We start from the raw sequence: 17,288 nt of genomic DNA on the forward strand, positions 1-17,288 counted from the left end.
GGTCAGGCGAAATGATCGAGATGTTGTCCGGACTGCGTGGCGCCGCTGCCCTTCTTCAAGTAATAGGTCACGCCCTGGCGAACCTTGATTTCGCAGCACCAGCAGATCTTGAAGCTGACCTCGATCGTTCCGCGTCCGATCACCGAGCCGTCGTTCTGATAGATGAGCTCGAGCAGCAGATAGAGGCCGATGTTGAAGCGGCCGAGGATGACGATGCCGCCGCGCACCAGGAAGATGACCGCAATCGAGAAACTCGAGCCGCCGCCGCTGTCGAACTCGACATAGGCTCCCACCATCACATAGACGAAGCCGCGACACGGGCCGAAGGCGAAGTCGAGTCCGAGGCCGGCCGTCAGTCCCACCGACACATGGCTGAGAAGCCGGCCCGAGGACGGGGAATATCTCGCGCTGGTCTCGAGCCAGCCTCCGCCGACCAGGATCCACACGCGCAGCACGAACGGCTCGCTCTTGCGGCCGAGCGCCAGCGTGGTGCCCAGCGCGAAGTCGCCGCGCCGCCCGCCGCTGCCCTTGATCATCAGCAGCTCGAACGAGGCCGAGAAGCGCAGGCCCGTCACCGAGAAGGCGCCGAACGACAGCGGGGGCAATGGCAGCTCGATGCGCGCCGCCAGTCCCGACGGCGTGCCGCCATCCTCCAGCATCTCGATAAAGAAGCCGGAGTTCGGCTCGCTGAACGACTTGATCAGGTCGGACAGGAACTTGATCGCCTTGTCGAGGCGGACGCGGGTCGGATCGATATCGACGTTGAGGCCCTGTCCATTCTCGAAGAAAACGCGGGTCTGCTCCAGCGTCACCAGAGGCGTGCCGCTGAAGGCGAGCTCCCAATCTCCCACCACCTCACCTTTGGTGGTGCGCCGAGTGATGCCATCGAGCCCCACCGCAAGGTCGGCCAGGGCATCGAAGCGCGCTCCGACAGCCGACAGCTTGAGCGGGCCGATCTCGAACACCTCCGATCGGCTCGGAAACGGCGCCCTCGCCTCCGCCTTTGCCCATGCGGTGAGGCTTGCTTTGTCGAAGCCGTGGGTCACCTTCACATTGTCATTCAGCGACGGCAGGCGAATGTTCTTGAACAGGCCGTCGAGCTTCAACCCGCCGAGATCCGGAAATAGCTTCCCGAAGTCATAGTTCTCCATGCCCTTGGGGATCAGCCGGTCGAGAAACTCGTTGGTCGGCACGCGGATGCCGAGCGCCTTGAGATCGTCCCCCATGCGGTTCATGAGCCCGACCACCGGCGAGCTCTGCACCGCCTCCCGCGCATCGTCGAAGAAGTATGCGATGCGCTCGCGGTTGAATTTCAGGTTCGGCAGGATCGGCGCCGAGCCGGCGGCGCGGATCAGAGCGAGCGTCTCGCTCGGGTTCTGGAAGCTCGGCGCGTTCGACAAGTGCTTGTAGCCCTCCTCGAGCACGCGGACGTCATCGGCAAGATCAGGCGGAACCTTGTCCCGAAGGCCCTGCGCCAGGTCGGCGGCGCCCTGCCTGATCCGGTCCGATGCGTCGGCGATCGCGCCGGCGAGGCTGCCGGCCTGTCCCTTCAACCTGGCTATCACATCGTCGACGGCTGCGACGAGCGTTGCTTCCAGAGTCCCGATCGTCGTCCTGGCCGCCGTTGCGGCCTCATCGAGCGCGGCGTCGAGCTTCTGCTCCTGAGCTCCGATCTCGACACCGACCTCGTCGAGCAATCCTGCAATGGCTTTCAGGACTTGATCGGCGGCCTGATGGACCCTGCTCTTCAGGTGGCCGGCGCGGGTTGCGAAGTCGCGTAGCGCCTTTCTCACGCCGTCCTTGATCGCGCCGACACCGGATGCCGTTGTGCGGCAGATCTCGTGGATGCGATCCATGGTGCCGTCGTAATCCGCTTGCAGGCCCGACCGGAAATCCCCGAGCGCCGCCTCGGCGTCGGCCGTCAGCCCCGCAGCTACATCCGTCACAGCCTGCATGGCGGAGGCCGTCCCGCTCAGGCGCGCGACCGTGTCGCCGATGGCGCGATTGATCACGGCCTTTGCGCTCTCGATCGATGCGCTGCTGCGCGCGACTTCTCCGAGCGCGGCATCGTGAAGCTGGACGAGGCCGGTCCGGAGGTCCGCGAGCATCGTGAGGACCGTCTTGGTCCCCGCCGCAAACAGCTTGCGATCCTTGATCTCCCGCGGCAGGCCGCGTCGCGCGACCTTGTCGACGGCATCAAGCGTCGTCAGCGCCTTGGCGTGATAGCTTTCATAGAGCGTGACCAGCGAATGGAAATCCGCCGGCGTCGCCAGCGCGCCGATCCTGCTCTTGAGGACAGCTCCGTCCTGTTCGACGACGTCGCGCGCGGCACCGATCTCGGCGCGGAACGTCGCGATGCTCTGATCAAGCCGCCCGAGCGCTTCTCCCACCACATTGAGCGCACTGAAGATGGTGAGACGGACCGGAGCCAGCGTCTCCTCGATGCGCCGAGCGAGCACCTCGGCTGTTTGCGCGGGGGCGTCGGAAGCGAGGAACTCATCGACGCGCGAGACTACCGCTTCGAGGTCTTTCCCCAGCCCATCGAGACGCGACAGAAGCGCGTTCTCGATGTCCCGCTTGAGACGAGCTTCCACCACATCCGCCGCGTCGGTCCATCCGGATCTGGCTGCCGCGAGATTTGCCTTGGCACGAGCGACCGCCGCGTTGATCGCGTCGCGCACCTTGGCGGCCTCGCGGTGAATGACCGGCTTGATGGCGCCAAGCCGATCGATCTCCACATTCAGGGCGGCCTCGATCTCGGCTTCGCTCTTGCCGACGACGCGGAGCAGATTGCCGAGGACGCCGCAGCTCTGCGACAGCACTCCGTCCAGCATCGCGTCCAGCCCGCGCGCCTCGGCAAGGATTCGCTCGAGCTCCTGGCGCAGGGCGAGGGCTTGGCCCGCCGCGCCGCCCGACACGCCGGTCGGCTGTCCACGCGAGACCGTGATGGTCTGCAGCACGGCCGCGATCGGTTCACCGCTGGCGCGCGTCGCCACCAGATTGGCCGCAGCGCCGTCGCTGTCGATGTCGAAGGTCCCGCCCTCATGCAGCGGGTCGTGCATGATGTCGTCTGCCGCCGGAGCGTCCGGGTCGCCGGAATCCAGACCCGGCGTCCCCGCCGGCGCGGGCGGCGGCCGGTTGTCGAAATCGACGCCTTCACGTGCTGGCCAGAGATTGGGATTGTCGCCATCCTCTGGACGTGTCGAGGTGAAGAAAACGAACTGCTGCGGCTTGGCGCTCCGCGCCGCGATCACCGCGGCGGCATCGGTGTGAGCACCGGTGCAATGAAGGCGGATGTCCGGCTTCGGATAGATATCCGGGTCCTCACCCTCGTGCCACAGCGGCACGATCCAACCATCCGGGACGTCGTGCCCCCAGCGGCTGTCGACCGGAATCCGCAACGTGCGGAACACGCAGGCTTCATACAAGGCCCGCTTCTTCAGGTTGGTGCCGGCCTCCGGAAACCGCCGTTCGGGCTCGAGGATGTCGACATATTCGCGCACCTTGCGCAGCACCGGCCGGCCGAGATGTTGACCCGCCTGCTGCGCGGCGAACTGATCCGGCGGCAGCACGGTGCGCTCGTAGACGATGACGTGCTTGGCGACATTCCAATGCCGCGCGATCCGGCCGATCCGCTCGATTGCGTAAGTATGTGTCCGGCCGAAGCTGGCGTCCGACACGATGCGCGTCTTGCCGTTGGCGAAGAACGCCCGAACGAAGCCGGAGCCCCCCAGGGCCGAGAAGGACGGATTGATGATCTGGCCACGGGTGCTTGAAGGCCTGGCGATCACCTCAGCGTGGATGTTCTTCGATTCGAATCCCCAGGTCGCGCCGCCCTTCAGCTTCGTCGAGCCACTGTCTGGATTCCACGGCTCCGGATCGAGGTCCGCAGGGCTCGCCTCCGCTCCGGGGACACGCAGGACGAACGCGACCTTGTCGGGCGACTGATCCTCGACGGACAGCGGCTCATCACGGCCGTCGCGATAGGCCTCGAACACGCCGACGCGGGTGTTCCAGGCCTTGGTGAAGGACGCCGACACGTCGCGAAAACGGTCATACAGCTCCGCTTCGACCAGCGGCTGCAGCGATGTGCCGGCTTTCGTTTCCGTGCCGTCGAGCAGCGACCGCGTGATCCCGCGCGGACGCGCCGGAAGCGGATCACGCACGCCGCCAATGCGCGAGCCGAGCTCAGCGAGGCGCAGCGACGGAGCCGTCAAGCGCGACGCCAATCCGTAGAGAAACTCGAAACGTGCGGTGTCGAGGCCGGCGCCTGGCGCGCGCTGCCCGGCATAGCCCAGGATACGGCGCAGATTCCAGGGCGCCTCGGCATAGCGCTGCTTGAAGTAGGACGAGCGCAGGCGCAGCCTGGCTGCGGTGCCGAGCCGGAAATCGATCGTCTGCTCAGAGCCGCGCGGCGAAATCGTCGGCCATGGATGGCCTTTTTCAGCGGCCTCTCCAGTGGCCTGCGGCGGCAGAAACAGATCGAAGCCGTCTGAAATCCTGGCGATGTCCCAGTACGAGCCTGCGAGTTCGGATGTCTGCCAGTTGGCGATCTCGCCGTCGTTCTCCGCGACATCCTCGCTGTCGAGCTCGAACGCGGGAACATCGATCAGCGCCACCGTCATCGGCTCACGATCGATCACGATGGTTCGGTAAGCCTCAGCTCGCGTTTTTGCGGCCCTCCGGTGCAGCGTCAGGCTGAGGCGGCGATTGCGGTTGGTGCGCGTGACCTCCTCGCCATGAAGAAAGAATGGCGTATCAGCGGACGGCGCAGGCGCGTCATCGATGAGGACCACCGCGGCCTCGCGCTGCAGATCTGCTGCGATCTGCTTCTCACGCTGAATCTGCAGCTGCCGCGGATCCGGCGAACCCACTGCCTGGGCTGGCGCACGCGCGAGTTCGTCGAGGACGGCATCGAAGGCCCGCCCGGCATCGGGGACCGGATCCTGAGACCCGGGCAATGCCCCATGCAGATCGAACCGGTCGATGCGAGCGGCGATGCGTGGCAGCGCCTCGCCGCGACGTGGCAGACGGGCGCGGCCGGCGACACCCTTCGGATCCTTCTCGGCTCCCAGCATACCGCCGCGTGTCGGATCGGCCGGATCGAAAGTCACGTTGTAGCGGATTCGGATCTGCCCCTGCTCGCCGCTCGCTGCATCGGGAACATCGAGGTCGAGCGCGCCGAGCCGCACCTTGCCGCCGGTGAGCCCGGAGGTCAGACCCTCCATTGTTTCGAGCGTGACCACGACGGTCGGCTGGCTGCCGGGCTTGCGCTGCGCGATGTCGAACCACTCGAAGCTTTCGTTCAATGGCTGGCGTTCGATCATCACCTTCAGCCGGCGCCGCACCATGTTGCCGTCATGGTTGATCAGACCGGGAAAGATCGCATCAGCGGCGAATTCGGTGCGCTCGGCTTCGTGAGGGCGAAAGCCGATCAATACGGGAGACGACAGGCGGGATGCCTTGCGGTCCTGCCGCTGCTGCACGAGATCGAAGGCGAGGTCGAAGGCCGGCAGCGTCCCGCCCGGCGTGACCGGCCCGATGTTCTCCAGCAACGGCACGAAGGAAAGGTCGCGAGCGTCATCGGTGGTGCGCAGAGCGTCGAGGTAGGGCCTAGCGATCCGCTCGTTCCAGATCGTGGAGAAGATCGTGGCCGGCACCGGGCGCGCGCGCACATACCAACAGTAACGGTTGGGGTCGCGGGGAACGCCCACGCCCAGCAAACCATCGTTGGCGCCATCCTGGATCAGTTCGATCGAGATACGATCGCGAACACTGGTGCCCGTTGCGAGCAGACAATCGTCGAGCCGAAGATCAGCCTGACCGACTGCTCCCGCCTTTGGGCCGATATCGACGACTGCGGCCAAGGAGCAGGATGTCGAAGCCGCGTCCTGCGCCGTGGATCTGAGAGCGATGGGTTTCACACCGACCGCGCGCGGCTTGTCGAACTTGAAATCCGGAGAGTCTTGCGGCGGAATCGCACTGCGATCCTGGAATTCGATCCGTCCCCCGTTGCGGAAGAGGTCCGCCAGCAGCGGATAGTCGCCCCCCGTGAGATCGATGCCGGCGTTGGTCCCGAAGATGCCGAGTTCGACACTGCGGTCCGCGGCCCGCTCCGTCAGCTGCTTGAGCGAAATCGGCCTGGGGTTGCCCGCCGCATCCTGATAGTGCGCCTCGTCATGAGGCGGGGCGTCGCCAGCGCCGCCGCCCGGATTCCACGTCCGGTATTCCAGATGATAGTGATCGACACGCAGCGAACCGTCAGCGCCGAACAGCCCCGGCGCGAACCTCATGCCGATCATGCAAACGAAGTCCGGGCCGATATCGGTCTTGCTGGGTGGAATAGCTGCGAACACGACCGCTGGAAACGGCACACCGAGCTGCATCTCCAGCCCGCCGCCGTCGCCGTGATCGAGAAGTCCAGACATCCCGCGCAGCCGCAGGCGGCGCCGGTCCTCGCTTCCATCGAACAATTCGACGACCGCAAACGAGAACGGCAGCGCGATCGCGGGCCTGAAGACGGCGTGTCCGCCATCATCCATCAAGAGGCGCGTCACCTCCACCAGATGCTCGTCTTGAACTTTCAGGAAGCGCGCCGCCAGCTTCGCCATGCCTACCTCCCTCGGACGCACGACTGATCGCTGCGTCTGCCTACGCCTTCGGCGAACGTCGCGCGGCCGTGGCCTCGTTCCCAAAACGATCAGGAGCCGGGTCGCCCGCCAGCGCCAACACAGGCCAACAACCGCCCAGGCTTGCTGTGACGTCGGGCGCAACAGATCTGTGCGCTTAAGGAGAGACTACCAAGGGGAAGAGAATCTCGTGCGTGAGATAAGCGTGAATTGAAACGCTCACGCGGAGCTGACTTTGGACGGCTTCGGATCGAGGCCGGGCTGCCAATGCGGCTCGACCCGCACCGCGCCAAGCCGCGTTGTCGTCTGCGGGTCCTGGGGACTCGTGTCGCCACACAGCAGGCCGAGATAGTTGTGGCCCTCAGCCGTCGCGACAGCCTCGTCAGTCGCCGTGACAAAGGTCGTGACGAGTTGACGCGCCACAAACGGAGCCGCCGTGCTGGTTCCCTGCACCAGCGACAGGGAGCCGCTGCGCACGCCGGCAGCCCACGTCCCCGGAAGCACCCGTGAGCGATCGGACATGGACGCGCAGTCGATGCCCCGCGCGATCTGGCTCGTGCTCTCCGTCCCGGCCGAACTATAGCGGGCGGGACGAACCTCCTTGAGGGACGATCCCAATCCGTTGGCGAGCCGGTAGCCGGCCACGACGAGAGCTGTCGTTCCCGTCGCCAGCCCGTTCAGACTGCCGAACCGCCGCACGGCACAATTGTCGGTATCGGTCTCCTTCAGGTCGCCTTGATCCGAGTAGCGGATGTCGTCGAGGTGATCGAAATAACTCTGCCGGCTGCCGGAGCGCAGGCTCTCGGGATCCGCCGAACGCTGGATCCAGCACTCGATCGGACGATCGAGCGGTGCGGCAGTCCCGTCTCGCTTGATGACGATGGTCCATTTGCCGGCCTCGATGCCCGGCAGAGTCTGATCGTCGGGCTCCGTGGGCGCCACGATGAGAAGCACGCGCCAGCAGTCCCGGCGGTGATAATCAGCACTGATCTGGCCGATCGGCTTGCCACCTTCATTCCTGAGGCTCACTTCCCGCCTCGGGTCCCCCTCGTTCTTCTTCATCTCCTCATCGGGAGTCACTGAAATGGTCTCGTGTCTCCCCCGCGGATCGTACAGCTCGATGGTATACCCCTTGGGATCGAAACCGCATGCGAACCAGAGTTCAAGATAGCTCGGCGTACGATCGTTCGGCTGTATCCGCCAATACAACTTCGCCTCACCGGTTTTCAAATCCTCTTCTCTGACGCGAGCGTGCAGCCGATCGAGAAACGTATTGCCCGCCGGGAGAATGAGCGCGGTGGGACTTTTTGCTTCCTTGCGACGCAACGTGACGAGTTCGTCCAGCGCAGCCTCGAGCTCGGTGCCGCCATCATGCCGGCCGCCGGAAAAGCCGTAGCTGAAGTTGATCACCAGCCGCGCCCGATCGATCCCATAACCAGCAGCAATACGGTCAGCGCGTTCGAAGATGTAGTGTAGCGCCGATAGCATGTACATGTCCTTGCCGAAACCCGAGGTGTCCCAGGCGATGGTATTCGGCAGTTGCACGGCGATGATGCGTATCTCCTCCGGAGGGATCTCATCCCGCTCAGGCGCGTAGCCCGTCGCAAGATCCATGACGTGGGCGCCGTGGGTCGCGTGGCGATCGATCAGGCTCCCCAACTCATCGGCATCGCTCGTTGCTCCTGCCATTCGATAGAGCGTATCCTCGTCGTCGCCATATTGAGTGATGTACTTATCGATCTCGCTGCGGACATATTCGCGACCGAACAGGACGCTCGCCTGCTGTTCGAGGGCGTCGGCAGCCTGCAACCAGCAGAACTCGACTCTCGTTCGCGTTCCGCTCGCATCCCGGAAGTTGCGATGGGCGAAGGGAAGGCCGTCGTCGATGACGGCCAGGATCGTGATCCGCCTCTCCGTTCCAATCCGACCGGGCAGCCCTGCGTCGGGTTGCCAGTCTGGACCCGACGGCTTCTGCCCCTGTTTGCTGTGCATCGCCCGCGGCTGCACTGGGAATGCGATCCGCGCACGAGCCCTTTCGATCTTGTCGACTCCCGGCCCCAACAACTCCCGCAATCCCACTCCGAGCGTCTTCGCGAGGACCTCGACATTCTTGATGGGCTCGAGCGGCTTGCGCACGACGAATGGTACAAATGAGAGCTTATAGTCCGACCACAACGTCGGATACCACGCTCGCCGCGATTGGCCTGAAGCGCCGAGTTTGGATCGAGGTTCGGGGAACTCCGCGAGCGCCGTAATGAACTCGGCATCATGTCGGATAGCGGGAAACGAGTAGCATTTTCCCTCGCCAAAATTCCACTTCTCATAGGGGCTGAGATAGATCCGAATTTGATCGAGGCGCTGCGCGTCCTCGGTCTGGATATCACCCGCGGTCATGGCGTGTCCTATCTCGCGAACGTGTATTCGTCGCAAACCCTGTCCCACAACCAGCGAAACAAGTCGCTTGATGAGACGCTGCATGGATCCACCTTCTTGACGCCGATATCGTTAGCTCCCTTTGCGAACTCCGCGAGGGAGAAATCGGCGTCATGGGCGTCGTAGCTGTAGCCTTGCACCTCGTCGCCGCGACCGCATTTTGCCAGCACGATCTGCCCGATGGCACGACCGAGGACCGCACCCGCCCAGCTGTCGATCGGGAAGTGCAATCCCGCCACCGTCCGATTGACGGCGATACGCTCGGCGAGCTTGCTGATCAGGGCCTGTCGCTTCTTGTAGTCGCCGTAGTGCCCGCTCTGGAATTCGACCAGGCCGTTGAGCACCTCGGCGACGGCGAACGCCTCGGTGGCATGGGCGCTCGGGAAGCTGCCATGCGCCGGCGTCGGGATCATGGGCATCACCTGATGGCCGATACGGTCGGGACGACGGCAGGCCAGGTGATGCTTTACGACCATCGCGACGTGAGCGGCGATGACCTGGGTGATGGTGATCAGCTCGAACGTATGGTTGTTCGTGCCGGTCTGCAGCCCGAGCAGCATCACGAAATAGGGAGTCGGAAAGCCGAGCTGGGTCAGGATCTCCGGCGTCCGATCCGGGCGCTGATCGAGATAATTGCGCATCAGCTTCAATTGCCGTTCGAAGACGCCGATATCCGGCCTGTGAACTGTATAGAAGCTGTCCCCGCCATAGCTCAGTGACACGCACTTGTCGTGCCCGCCGACCGACCAGTTGAAGTCGCGCATGAAGTCCGTGAGGTAGAGCGACGCCCGGACCCAATCGGCCCAGAGACCCATGTTGCCGGCGCTCGAGAAGCGCAGTTCCTGCGGATGACCCGGCTCTGCTCCGCCGTTGGCGACATGCGTGATCGCCTGCTCGGTAATCTGCAGGCCCTGCACGAGCAGCGGATCATAAGCAGGATCGGCACCTGCTCCAAGGAATGATCCGAGCCCGGTCACGTTGAGATTGCCGGCGCCTCCAAAACCGCCGAATCCTCCGAACCCGCCGAAGCCTCCGAACCCACCAAATCCCCCCATCTGAGACATCAGCACCGCTCCTTTTTAGTCTGCGTCAAGGTATCCCGGCTGCGCGCAAGGCGACTGCAATCCTGCGGCCGCTCTCGTGGGCTCCGGCCGGGTGCATTCGAAGATAGTTATCGACAGTAAAGTCCGGCTGGCGGCGCATGATCTCGCGCCCGACGTCGCGTGCCTCGCCATCGCGTCCGAGATAGTGCAGCGCCGCGATCTTGGTCCTGAGCGTCGAGGTATGGCGATCGTGCCGGGCGAGCGAGCGCTCCGCCAGATCCAGACCGTCCTGATAGCGTCCCGCGGCGACCAGCGCCGTCGCGCTCAGGGATTCGTAGTAGTACTGGAACGGGTCGAGCGGCGAGAGACGCCGCGCCTTCTCGGCCGCGGCGACCGCGGCGGCGGGCTCATCGGAGAAGGCGAGCAGCGCGCCCTTCATCAGCCACGCCAGCGAGTCGTTGGGGTTGCGCTGCAGGGCGGCGTCATAGCGCGCCGCCGCGATGTCCATGCGACGCAGCAGATTATTGTGAGCGAAGCCGTCAATGGTCATGCAGAACGCGCTTTCCGGGTCGATGTCCAGCGCCCGGGCGGTGCTGTCGATGGCGACCTGGGTGTCCCGCCCGGCATCGCTGCTCCATCGGTTGAAGACGCTGAGCACGTGCCATTTGGCAAACCACGCATGGACTTCAGCTGCGTTCGGCGCCCGCCGCCTGGCCTCCTCGATCAGTTCCCGCGAGCGGGCGAAGTCACGCAGTGCGGGCCGGTGCATGAGGCTCACACCCGCGACCAGGAGACGGTGATCCTCAAGGTCCGTGACCTTGCGCCCCGCGACATGCACCATGGCGTCGTCGGCGATCGAGCGGCCGACCGCGCGGACGATCTGCGCGATGCCCTCGGCGGAACGGTTGAGGAAGTCGCTGGCCGGACCTGTGAATTGCCGGGTCCACAGGATGCGTCCCGACGCCGCGTCGAGAAAATCCGCATCGAGCACGATCTCGTCGCCGGTCACGCGGGATGTCCCGATGACGCAATAGTCCGCCGCCAACAGCAAGCGGACTGCGGCAATGTCGACGCGGCGCTGGTCCAGTGCCCGGCTGGACCAATGCGAAATGACCGAGATCAGGTTGGATCGCGAGAGCGAACGGCAGACCTCCTCGGCCAGCCAGTCGCCGAGCCAGGCATCGCCCTGCCCGTCGAGGCCCGAGCCGAGAGTTCGGAAGGGCAGCACGGCGATCAGCGGCAGGATCGGCGGCGGCGGTGGCTGCGACCTGGTGCTGAACAGACCATAGATCTGTTGAGGATCGAGCCGCATCGCAGCAAGCCAGCGATTGAAGCCCTCCTCACGTAAATTGATACCTTCGAGGAACTCGCCGGCGCCGGGGCGTCCGATGAACGAGACGCGCGACATGTCCAGTGACAGTTCGCTGTTGGTGCTGGAGAGCACGTCCGCGAAGCAGTCTCCCATGATATGTCGGATATCAGATAGCGCGCGCCTGAGGCTCTGCCGCCCGGTATCGTAGCAGGCTGTGCCCCACAGCGTCTCCTGGAGAAACGCGCGGGTGCGGCGGCCGAACGGCGCTGTCGCCAGAAGTGCGAACAACGCTTTGTGCTTGGCGCCGCTGATCTCAAAGCCGCCCGGCTGCGTGGATCGCACCACGCACGCTCCAAAAAGACTGATCTCGAGGCGCGCCAACTTCACGAGGAAATTCCGCCAAAAAATGCCTATCAGCAATAAACGCAGTCAGGCTAGCACCAAGCCGGCGAGCCTCCAAGCTGCTTCACGTATTTTTCACGCCCTGCAACCCGAACAGCCGGACTATCGTGTTCGCATGGGCCGATCCGAGGGAAATGACGCAGACGCCGACCCGGCCGGCCAAGGGCCGCCGGAGCCGCGCGACCTGATCGAGTTCTATCACCGCTGGACCGAATTTCGCCCGACGGTCGTTCAGCTCGGCAATCGATCGGATCTTCAGGCGTCGGAGCGGGCAATCCTTCACTGGCTGGTTCTGCTCGTCGACCGCATCAGCCAGCACGACCTTCAACAATGAGTCGAGGATCTTTTCTTCCTCGGCATCCAGGTACAGCTCGTATTGCTAACTCACACTTAACTCACGCCACGACGACTAATCAGTTGCTATGATTTTATCGAAGCGGACGCCGGTGGACGGGAGCGCCCGGCGATGCGACCGAATTGACGACCGCGCGCTGCCTGGCGTCCGCCATATGGCTTCCACACCGACATCCATTCGGAGTTCCGAATGAGCCCCAGCATTGACGATTTCATCTCGATGACGTCCTCGATGATTTCGGATCGCGAGCTGCTCGATGCCTTCCTGCAGACGGTCGACGCAGAAGGCTACGATCGGGTCATGTTTGCAGAGACGCGTGACGACCGCCTGGTCTCGCTACAGCAGGGATGCCGTAACGGGCTTCCGCCCTCTGCTCTCGGTCGCGACTGGCACGGCGCCGACCTGGTCCTGCGCCAGATCCGGCAGGTCAACCGACCACTCCGGTGGAACGAGCTGTGCACGCTGAGCTCACGGGGTGTCGCGGAGAGCCGGCTGCTTCACGAAGGACATGCGCTCGGAATCCGCTCCGGCCTCGTCATTCCGCTGCATGGGCCGGGGACTTCGGTCGATCTGATCTGCCTCGGCCGCGGCGAACGGATCACCGAGCAGGACGAGAGCATTCGACGGCTGTACGGCATCGCCGTTCAATATTGGCTGAGACGCCGCGATCTCCACGACGCCACCCGACCGGACAGCCCGAGATTGACCGCGCGCGAAATCGAATGCCTCGAATGGTGCAAGGAGGGCAAGACCAACTGGGAAATCGGAGAGATCATCTCGACCTCCGAGAAGACGGTCGAATTCCATCTGTCGAACGCCATCAGGAAGCTCGGCGCGTGCAATCGCATGACCGCGGTCGTTGCGGCAATTCGCGCCGGCGCGATCACAGTCTGAGACAGCGGCTCCGTGAGACGATGGCCGATCGCACCCCCTCACCGGCCGACATTGCCCGGGACGGCCGACCGGTCGATCCGCAGATCGAATCCCTTGGTGATGTCGTTCAGCCCCGCGCCGCCGGTCCCGACGCCAGATCCAAGTCCTCCGTTGCCGCTGCTTGATCCCCCGCCATCGCTCCCCGGAGGACGAGACGGCCGCCCCAACATCGCGCAGACGTCGTCATCCAACTTGCAGGGCACCGGGCTCGGCGGCGCCGCAGGCTCCTCCGCAAGAGCGATGGACGTGAGGCCGATCAGGACGAGAAGGGCGAGCGATATCTTCATTTCGACACTCCGAATTGCCAGCGCACCGATCTGAAGCCGAACGCGACCGGCCGCTGCAGCGTCTGCACCGTCGAGACCAGCGACGAATTCCCGAACTGCAACGCACCTGACAGCCCAGGCGCGTTCGGCCCGATCGCGCCTGCCGCAGCCGTGGCTGCACCGGCTTGCGCTCCCCCGGCAGCCGGAACATCGGGTGACGGCTTTGAAGGCGTTGGCCCGCCGGCATCTCCGCCGTTGACCGCCCCGCCCGCGCTCCCGGCCCGGCGGATCACGTTATTGAACGATCGCGCCAGGTACACCCGCGTGATCAGTCCCAATTCCACGGTGAAGCGCGGCCTCGTCTTACCCGAAGCGGGATCGGTGACCTTGTCGTAGATCTTGCTCCCGACGACATGCGACATCTGCCGCCGTGCTTCGGTCTCAGTGCAATATCGCTGCAGCGGTCCGTTGCAGAAATTATCCAGGACAGCTTCGGCGATGATGGCTGGGACGCCATAGGTCTCCGCCGCTGCGATCTGCACGTCCATCGAGAACTCGGACGCGACGTCGCCGTGAAAGGCCGCGCCGAGCAGGCTCGCAGCCGAGGCTGCGCCATTGGCGTGCCGAGTGCTGGTGATCGTGAACCCTGGAAACAGCACCAGCGGCAGATCCGTCCGCGGCACGCCGGGGCGGAACACCGGCCCATTCGCCGCGCTTAGCTTCCACGCCCTGCCCTGGGCCGGCACGTCCGGCGTCTCCGGGAAGCGATAGATCTCGGCGTAGGCATTCTCGAGCTTGGTCGTCATGTCGACGTGCCAGATCCTCATGGACCGGCCGGCGAGAGGCTCCTTCTCGACCTCGTTCAACTCATCATTGGTCAGGATCACGAACACGTCGCCGACGGCGATATCCTCCTGCGGCGGATAGACCGGCTCGATGCCGAGCCGGCTGATCGCCTCGTTCCATTGCTGCGCCACCGATTTCTCCGGCACCACCGGAGCCACCCATGTGAAGGCGACGAAGCCGGCCGCAAACAGCGCGACCGCGGCGCATGTGACGGCGACAATGCGCCGGTTGTTACGGATGAGGGCCGTCTCGTTCTCGTCGCCCATTGCAGGCGCCCAACTGGTGAGGGATTGGCGTCAGCCGACGATAGCCCAAACAAGTCCGGACCTGCACTAGGGACTTCACCAGGATCGGCCAGCCGATGATCCGTTGATCGCCAGCACGAGCGCTCGCACCGCACCATCGATCGAACAAGGCGCGACATCACCTGGGCAAGTACCTGGGCAAGTCCCCAGTATACGGCCGCCCCGCACCGGCCTTCAGATCAGAAATGCGGGTCAACGGGACTCCGGACGGCAGCGGCTCTGTTTCCATCAATTGATACGCTGGTCGAGCAACGGCCGACCCTTGTCACGTTGACGTTCCAGGTCATCGACGCAGACGGATCGGAGGAGAACGAATGAAGCGGATCCTGCCACTCGCCATGCTCTTCGCGGCCACATCCCTCTCCAGCATTGCCCAGGCCGCGGAACCGTCGCCCTTCAGCTACCGCGAAATGTGCAATGCCTCGGCCGCTGCCGCGCTCGACAAGAATCATTTCATCGTGGCCGATGACGAGCTGAACGTGCTGCGTGTGTATCGCCTTGACCAGCCGGCATCGGTGTCCCAGGTCGATCTGGCGTCCTTCCTCGGCACGAAACCCGGCAAGGAATCGGACATCGAAGGCGCGGCGCGCGTCGGCAATTTGATCTTCTGGATCACCTCGCATGGCACCAACAGCGCCGGCGAGGTGCAGGACCGCCGCCGGCGGTTCTTCGCCACTGAGGTCGTCGAGCAGCCGTCACCGACGGTGCGGGCGACCGGCAAGCCCTACGCGAAGCTCGTCGAGGATCTTGCCAGGGATCCACGGCTGGCAGCCTACAAGCTCGACGATGCCGCAATGCGCCCGCCGAAGACAAGCGGCGCGCTGAGCATCGAGGGGCTCGCAGATGGTGGCGACGGATCGCTGCTGATCGGCCTTCGCAATCCGCTGCCGGGCGGCAAGGCCCTGATCGTGCCGCTGCTGAATCCGACCGAGCTCATCGCGAGCAAGCCTGCGAGATTCGGAGCTCCCGTCGAGTTGGACCTTGCAGGCCGTGGCGTGCGGAGCATCGAGCGCGTCGGCAGCTCGTTCCTCATTGTCGCCGGGCCGTTCGATCAGGAGGGCGCGTTCGAGCTCTACGCGTGGCCCGGACCTGCGACCAACAAGGTCACTCCCGTCCCAACCAATGCCTTGGCCGGACTGTTTCCCGAGGCGCTGATTGCGCTTCCCGACTCGCAGGAGATCCAGATCCTGAGCGATGACGGCAAGGCGCCGATCGGCGCCAAGACATGCGAAAAGCAGCCGCGCGACCAGCAAGCCTTCCGTAGCGTGGTCTTCAAACCCTAGCGCAACGTCTCATGTCCCGGGCTGCACGCCATCGTTCGACGGCCTCACGCAAGCCCGGGACTCGATGAGAAGAAATACGCAGCCGGCTCGCTAGAGCCGGCAGCTCATCAGACCGAACAAATTCTCTCCACCCTGCACGATCGGCTGCAGGAAGCCTCCCGCGTTCAAGGCCAGCGGCCGCTTGGTGACGGAGTTGCCGACATTGCCGCCGACGACCTGAACCTCGTTGGCGCCGACCTCGACGACGAGATCGCAATGCCCCGGATAATCGCCGCCATTCTGGTGCTCGTAGTCGATGCCCGCACGACGCGCCCAGCACACGAGGTCACCGACCTTCGGCTTCATCTCGCGAAGCTGATAGCAATAATAGCCGGCATTCGGCGTGCCGAGCCGCAGATCGTTCTTGGCGCGGAAGATATAGATCGAGTGTTGCGGGCTGTAGTGGAAACGGTCGCCCGCGCCCGCCTTGCGCATCACCCAGGAGATGAAAGCGGCCGACCAGGGCACGTCATCGAGACCGGTGAGGGTGTCGTTCTTGACGCCGAAGCTCCAATAGTCGCCGATATATTGATAGTAGGGCGTCTCGCCTTCCTTGTGGCCGACATGCGTGGCGTGACCGGACAGATCATAGGTCTGTTGCCCGAACTTCTGCCACTCCCCCAGCGCGATCGCCGCAGCGCGGGAGCCGAAGCTTCCCGCGGGCGCCGCGGCTGCGGGCTCCGGCAAGGGCTGCGCGGCCTCCAGCATGCCAGACTCGCCATTCGCAGCCAGCGCAGCTTCCAGCCTGGCGCTGGCGCGGCTCGCCATCTGCACCGCCGCCGCAGCAGCCGGGGTCCAGATCGCCTTGGTCTTCTTCAGCCAGAAACGCCGATCATCGATGCCCGTCTGTCCGCCGTTGATGGCGTAGGTTACGCCGACGATGTCATCGGCATCGGCAAGCGCGTTGCATAGCTTGTTATGGTGGCCGCTCACCGCCCACTCAGCCGCCGCGATCTTGAGACAATGATCCCTGTGGAAGGCGAGGTCCGGATTGGCTTCGAGCGGAATGCCGAGCTGCGCGCCGAACCTGGCATAGGCCGACCGTCCGGTGATCTGCAGCAGGCCGCGGCCGCGATAGAGAAAGCCGTCGCCGGGGTTCACATTGCCGAGCCGGCCGCCATAGACGTAGTTGCCGAGCTTCTCCTCGTTATGCGCGTATTCCTGCGCGATCTCGATCGTGGGAAAGCGCCGCGGCCAGACGGCCATCAGCCGCTGCGGCGAATAGTTGAGGCTCTCCGTCTGGATCCTGAAGCCGCCGGTCTCCTCCAGCATCTGGGCGAAGAAGTGGGCCACGCGCAAGCCATTGGCATCGATCGCACGGCTGGCGAGGACGTCATTGACATCGTTGGCGCCGAACGCCGCTGCGTATTCGGCGTTCATGTTCGGCGCCAGAGACTTGACTTGGGCAAAGGTGATCGTCGTCATCGCAGCTGCTCCTTGGC

General features: G+C 64.4%; 9 protein-coding genes. 3 read left to right on the top strand and 6 right to left on the bottom strand.

Annotated features, from left to right (window positions below; genetic code table 11):
* Window positions 1–2: 2 nt before the first annotated feature.
* The 4 genes from NLR35_RS03180 to NLR35_RS03195 all read right to left on the bottom strand — a co-directional run bounded on the left by NLR35_RS03180 (window position 3) and on the right by NLR35_RS03195 (window position 11,804).
* Entirely contained in the window at window positions 3–6,611 is a 6,609-nt protein-coding gene (locus NLR35_RS03180) for a hypothetical protein (protein ID WP_257165088.1), read from the bottom strand.
* A 237-nt stretch (window positions 6,612–6,848) separates the two neighbouring features.
* Window positions 6,849–9,023 (bottom strand): hypothetical protein, encoded by a 2,175-nt coding sequence (locus NLR35_RS03185; RefSeq protein ID WP_257165089.1) that lies wholly within the window; start codon window positions 9,021–9,023, stop codon window positions 6,849–6,851.
* A gap of 8 nt (window positions 9,024–9,031) precedes the next feature.
* Complete coding sequence (locus NLR35_RS03190; RefSeq protein WP_257165090.1) at window positions 9,032–10,126, bottom strand: phosphatase PAP2 family protein; 1,095 nt, start codon at window positions 10,124–10,126, stop codon at window positions 9,032–9,034.
* A 25-nt stretch (window positions 10,127–10,151) separates the two neighbouring features.
* Window positions 10,152–11,804, bottom strand: a complete 1,653-nt coding sequence (locus tag NLR35_RS03195) for a hypothetical protein (protein ID WP_257165091.1) — start codon at window positions 11,802–11,804, stop codon at window positions 10,152–10,154.
* 19 nt (window positions 11,805–11,823) lie between these two features.
* Between NLR35_RS03195 and NLR35_RS03200 the strand changes: the two genes are divergently transcribed.
* Both NLR35_RS03200 and NLR35_RS34245 read left to right on the top strand, forming a co-directional pair.
* Window positions 11,824–12,153: a hypothetical protein gene (locus NLR35_RS03200; protein ID WP_257165092.1), complete on the top strand. Its 330-nt coding sequence runs from the start codon at window positions 11,824–11,826 to the stop codon at window positions 12,151–12,153.
* 210 nt (window positions 12,154–12,363) lie between these two features.
* The gene (locus NLR35_RS34245; RefSeq protein ID WP_306577206.1) at window positions 12,364–13,068 is read left to right on the top strand and encodes a LuxR C-terminal-related transcriptional regulator; all 705 of its coding nucleotides are present in this window, start codon (window positions 12,364–12,366) and stop codon (window positions 13,066–13,068) included.
* 322 nt (window positions 13,069–13,390) lie between these two features.
* Here NLR35_RS34245 and NLR35_RS03215 read toward each other — a convergent pair whose 3' ends face one another.
* The gene (locus NLR35_RS03215; protein ID WP_257165093.1) at window positions 13,391–14,485 is read right to left on the bottom strand and encodes a hypothetical protein; all 1,095 of its coding nucleotides are present in this window, start codon (window positions 14,483–14,485) and stop codon (window positions 13,391–13,393) included.
* Between the two features lie 353 nt (window positions 14,486–14,838).
* On the opposite strand from NLR35_RS03215, the gene NLR35_RS03220 reads away from it, so the two are divergent.
* Window positions 14,839–15,807, top strand: coding sequence for a DUF3616 domain-containing protein (locus NLR35_RS03220; RefSeq protein ID WP_257165094.1), 969 nt, complete (start codon window positions 14,839–14,841; stop codon window positions 15,805–15,807).
* Window positions 15,808–15,897: 90 nt separating this feature from the next.
* Here NLR35_RS03220 and NLR35_RS03225 read toward each other — a convergent pair whose 3' ends face one another.
* Window positions 15,898–17,271 (bottom strand): DUF2272 domain-containing protein, encoded by a 1,374-nt coding sequence (locus NLR35_RS03225; protein WP_257165095.1) that lies wholly within the window; start codon window positions 17,269–17,271, stop codon window positions 15,898–15,900.
* Window positions 17,272–17,288: the final 17 nt, after the last annotated feature.

The organism is Bradyrhizobium sp. SRS-191, assembly GCF_024586915.1.
Lineage (GTDB): Bacteria > Pseudomonadota > Alphaproteobacteria > Rhizobiales > Xanthobacteraceae > Bradyrhizobium.